Below are 4,890 nucleotides of genomic sequence, written 5' to 3'. Positions count from 1 at the left end.
CGCCTCTTCCGATAACGCGATTTCATCCATGGTCGAAAGACGTTCACCGTACACAGCCAGCCCCGGATCATCGCGACACCCGATGGTTGGACCGAACAAGGCGCGGACCAGGCGCGCGGCCTTGTGCATTCCCGACGTATCAATTTCCGGATCAAACAGACATTTGGCGATCTGGCTGACCATCTGCTTGATGCTGTCGGTCTGTATCGGGCGCTGGGCCAGCAAACGCCGGACCTCGTCCACCAGGCTGTCGAGAATGCTCTCGTAGCCCAGCCTGTTGAGCAGAAACTGGTAAAGGGAATTGACGATCTGCCCTAACCCTTGCGGCCGCTCCCGGTCAGCCTCACTCATCTGGCCGGACAAAAGGTCCAGGTTCAGCGCCGTCACCTGGGTCAGAAAATTCCGGGCCTGCTCTGCCGAAATGCCGGGATGCCGATAGTTACCCATGGCCACGGCCAGCAGGCGGAGCTCGCTCAGGGCTTCAATGGTGGTAAAGTCCGGGGCACCCTGGCGCAAGGTTCGCACGGCCAGCGCCGGCTGCAGGATAGCCGGCTTGCCCCAGTCGCTGTTGGTGAAAACCCCCTTGGCCTCCATGGCCGGAACCCGGGCGTATAACGCGTCCAGCCCATTAGGCGCGGCCATAACGAGCAGTGCCGCTTCAAGTACCTCGGTATTACGCGCTGCGGGGTCCGTCTGGCGCGCAAGAAAAAGCTGATCCAGAGTCTCATCAAAGTGCTCTAAGGCATTGGTATTTTCGGTAAATCCTGGATCGCTCACAATCGGTTCCTTGCCTGCTCAATACGTCGATGGGGATCGCCACAAGATGCTCCTCCGGGCCTCTGGAAGCAAACGGTTCCGGAGCTTTTGTTTCTATTTGTAACCAGTACCGCTATATTGAGGGAGTGATCGGGATCCAAAGCCCCGCCGTATTCTATCGGTGAGATTCTCTCATACCGCATTGTCTCGCCTGTATTTGGGCAACACAATCCCTATTAAAACGACACTGCCTGAAGGCTCAGTTCACCTCGTGCGCGTCTGTTTGCGCAGTCCGTCTGGGTAAACCAGCAAGGAGAACATTTATGTCGACTACATCAGAAAAGCAATTACCCGAAGCCGTCGCAGCCTGGCGCGACCCGGAAATGGATTCGGTCAAAGGCACCGAAACTCCAAAAGATCCGAATAAAGGTTACATCGCCCTGCTCGGCTGGAGTGTCAATGCCATCAAGGCCGCACAAAAGTTTGATCGCCGTTACATTGTTGTTGCGCCAGAATGGGCTACGGACTTTTGTACCGCAAACAATATCCCGTTCCTGCCGTGGGATTTTCTCCGGTTGAATGACCGCTCCTTTGAGATTGCCCAGAAACTCAAAGAGGAAGGTGTCGATGTCGCCATACCGCTGTTCGAAGAAACCGTCGAGTGGTCCGGTGCCATCAACTCTGTGCTCATGAACAACCCGCGTATGTTCGGCCAGTCCATCCTGTTCCGCGACAAGGCACTGATGAAGCGCCGGGCACAGCTGGGCGGCATCCGCGTGGGGATATTCGAAGAAGCCCATGAGAAAGAAGACATAGTCCGCTTCATGAAACGCGTCAACCAGACCCTGCTGAAACTGGACGGCGACCCGGACGACCCGATTCACGTCAAGGCGTTCGACAAGGCCGGCTGCCTGGGCCATCGGATGATCCGCAAGATCGAAGAGATCGACAACATCCCGGCAGAGGAATACCCCCTGCTGATGGAAAGTCACCTGGATGGCTGGGAATTTGCGGTTGAAGCCTGGATTCACGATGGCAAGATCAAGTTCCTGAACATCTCGGAATACGTGACCCTGGGCTATTCCGTGTTCGTGCCCGCAACGGCGGAACTGGAAAGCTGGCGCAATGCCATCACCAAGCAGATCGAGTTGTTGATCAAAACCTTCGACATCCAGTTCGGCCTGATTCATCCCGAGTACTTTGTCACCGCCGACGGCGAAATGTACTTCGGCGAAGTGGCCTACCGTCCACCCGGGTTCAAGGCGTTTGAACTGATCGAGCGGGCTTACGGGTTCAACGCGTACCAGGCGTCCATGCTGGTATTCGACCCCAAGAGCACCAAAGAGGAAGTGGATGCCTTCTTCCCCCGGGAAGTGGTGGACGCGAAAGGCTACGCCGGCTGCTTCGGTGTGTACCCGAGACGTCGTGTGGTCAGCAAACTGGAAATGCCGAAAGAAACCATCGAGCACCCCTACTTCGAATCGCACGAACTGATCGCGCCAACCGAAGAAACAGTGCCTGACCGGTCAGCGTTCGGTACTCACTGGGGACTGGTATTCTTCTTCGGTGACGATCCCATCAAGATGCGTGATCTGCTGAAGGCCCAAGAAGAGCTGGACTTCTACGTCTAGCAGAGACTCGGCGTTCAGAAGAAAAACCGCCACAACAACCAGATAACCCGGTTGTTGTGGCGGTTTTGTCGTTCAGAGATCTCTGGTCATTACTACGCGCGCCCAAAACATCTAGCGGGCCGTGTAACCCCCGTCGATGACCAGCTCACTACCTGTGACGAATTTTGATTCGTCGGACGCCAGGTAGACAACCCCCCAGGCAATATCGTCCGGCTCGCCCATGTGTCCAACCGGATGGAGCTCGTCGGTCATCTGTTTGGCCTCATCCGGATCCAGCCCGGTGGTTTTCAGGTGTGCTTCCACCAGCGGTGTCCAGATAAAACCCGGATGAATCGAATTGACACGAATGTTTTCGGTTGCGTACAGCAAGGCATCGGTCTTGCTCATCAGCGTCACCGCGCCCTTGGACGCATGGTATGGCGGAATATCCGGCGCGCTCACCAGCCCGTAGATGGACGACAGGTTGATAATGCTGCCAATGCCCGCCTTTTTCATGTGCGGTAATGCGTGCTTGGTGCAGAAGAACACACCCTTTACGTTCACGTTCTGGACACTATCCCATTCTGCCTCGGTCAGTTCGTGGGTGGGCTTGTTGGGCCCCGAAATCCCCGCGTTATTGACCAGTACCGTCAGGCTTCCGAATTTCTCTGCCACCTCGTCCAGTACCTTTTTTACCTCCGCTTCGCTGCTGACATCGCAGTGCCAGAAGTCGGCCTTCAGGCCGCGACCAGTCAGATCCGCTGCAAGCGCCTGACCTTGCGGGTCCTGGAAATCCAGAATGGCCACGGAAGCGCCCTCCTCCGCCATGCGAATCACCGAGGCCGCGCCAATACCTACGGAACCACCGGTTACTACAGCCACTTTGCCTTTCAGTCTGTTCATAACAATCTCCCTGTGTCATTGAACCTGGTATTGAATGAAAGAATCCCCCGTTCGAAGTAAGCCAGCCTGCCGGCAGGAGCTGATCACGTCTGATCACATTGCGTCACTTCGCCCGGAGCTTCCGATATAAACGTAGTTGGTACGCGGGACCCTGGGTGCTCCTGGAATGGAAACGTTATGGACGGATATGACGAAGTCTCTGTGACCAGTGTTACGGTAGCGTGTAACAACACCGGCGATACCACCATCACGCACGCGATCGCTGGTTTCTGGTTGCCAGGCTTGACCGAGGCAACTTGCCACAAACTGGTTGACCTGATCATAGCGCTGATGCGCAACCGGCTCACTCGGTGCATTTAACGAGCACACATAAGCCGTTTCGCCATCAGCCCATTCCCAGATCTCACAGTGCCCTTTGACGATGTCTTTTTTCGCGCGATACAGCGTCATCGTAGTGTAATCGGACCGACTTCCCCGGAGGTTTTCGAAGCGGTTCGGGTAATCGGCGACTACTTCCTTCAGATCAGTGCAGGGGTCTGCCGTCAGCTTGGGAGGCGGGGAGCTGGTCGCGCAACCGGTAACAACGATAGAGGCCAGAGCCATGGGTAGTAAACGAGTGCCTGCGCCGGACATAGCGACCTCTGATGTGAATAGTTCGGGAATGGCGCCACGGTTTGCGTGGGGCCGGTTCTAAAAGTCTAGGCCAAAGATGGTGTTTTTACTTCTTCAATAATATTTTGCGCTTGTCATACCACCTGCCACTCAGCCAGTTGCAGATTCGCTTTCAACCGAAGCCGCTGCTGGAGCATACCTTCAAAAACCGCATCCGTTGACCGGCTATCTCCCAGTAATGGCAAGGCGGCCTCTGCTTCCGAGAAAAAGCGGGATTCCAGCTCGGTGCCGATAATGGCACGATCCCACCATTCAATAACTCGGGGACGAGCCTGTTTCAGGACCGAATCAGCAGGCAGCTTTTCTGCTTTGGCAGCATTGGCGGTATGAGATGCCGGTAAGAGATTCCAGAGATCGTTGTTGTTCCAGCGTGACCAGGGAAAACAGTGGTCAATATCGTATCTCCGCTTCGAAAGATCGCTGGCTGTCCAGACGCAATCCACCCTTCCCGTTTCCAGTTGTTTATCAACCAGCTTTCTCATCAGGGAAGTATCTCTGCGCCCTTCAGCCCACACCAACGCCTGATGATAGATGCTGGTTGAGTATCGCACCTCCCAGCTCGCCATCAGGTTAACCCACTCATTCACTATGGCTGGTTCTACCCAACAGGAATACCGGCTGAACGTATCCCACAGCATGGCCGGGACACGGAACACGCCAAAACCGGCAAGAGTATCTCGATCGAGGCGCACCGGGCCGTCACCTATTCGAAGCCGACTGGTACTCCCTTCGAAAACAGGCCGGTTGGTACCCGGCCATGTTGTATAGCGCGCGGGGTTGCCAAGAATGTTGGACGCGGCAGCTCTGATAGCCCGCATCACTACCGGGCCATGCTCGGAGGAAATCGACATGCCTGGCCGGAAATCCATCGGTGACAGCTCACCCAGTTTGTAGAAATCCTCTCCGGCAAACCCATACCCCTTTGAACCCGGAGCCTGCCGTAAACCAT

General features: G+C 55.8%; 4 protein-coding genes and 1 pseudogene. 1 reads left to right on the top strand and 4 read right to left on the bottom strand.

What is annotated here, in order from left to right:
• Positions 1 to 777, bottom strand: a pseudogene (locus tag AAC035_RS18655) (hypothetical protein); the annotation flags it as partial.
• A 302-nt stretch (positions 778 to 1,079) separates the two neighbouring features.
• On the opposite strand from AAC035_RS18655, the gene AAC035_RS18650 reads away from it, so the two are divergent.
• Positions 1,080 to 2,387, top strand: coding sequence for a carboxylate--amine ligase (locus tag AAC035_RS18650; RefSeq protein ID WP_339806610.1), 1,308 nt, complete (start codon positions 1,080 to 1,082; stop codon positions 2,385 to 2,387).
• 111 nt (positions 2,388 to 2,498) lie between these two features.
• Here AAC035_RS18650 and AAC035_RS18645 read toward each other — a convergent pair whose 3' ends face one another.
• The 3 genes from AAC035_RS18645 to AAC035_RS18635 form a co-directional block, all read right to left on the bottom strand.
• The gene (locus AAC035_RS18645; RefSeq protein ID WP_339806609.1) at positions 2,499 to 3,269 is read right to left on the bottom strand and encodes a glucose 1-dehydrogenase; all 771 of its coding nucleotides are present in this window, start codon (positions 3,267 to 3,269) and stop codon (positions 2,499 to 2,501) included.
• 93 nt (positions 3,270 to 3,362) lie between these two features.
• The gene (locus AAC035_RS18640) at positions 3,363 to 3,872 is read right to left on the bottom strand and encodes a hypothetical protein (RefSeq protein WP_339806608.1); all 510 of its coding nucleotides are present in this window, start codon (positions 3,870 to 3,872) and stop codon (positions 3,363 to 3,365) included.
• Positions 3,873 to 4,015: 143 nt separating this feature from the next.
• Positions 4,016 to 4,890 (bottom strand): HNH endonuclease domain-containing protein (locus AAC035_RS18635; protein WP_339806607.1); only part of this gene is annotated, 875 nt, incomplete at its 5' end.

Source organism: uncultured Marinobacter sp., assembly GCF_963974375.1.
In the GTDB taxonomy this organism is placed as follows: Bacteria; Pseudomonadota; Gammaproteobacteria; order Pseudomonadales; family Oleiphilaceae; genus Marinobacter.
The sequence above is the reverse complement of the archived record's forward strand: the minus strand, read 5'-3'. Positions and strand labels throughout refer to the sequence as shown.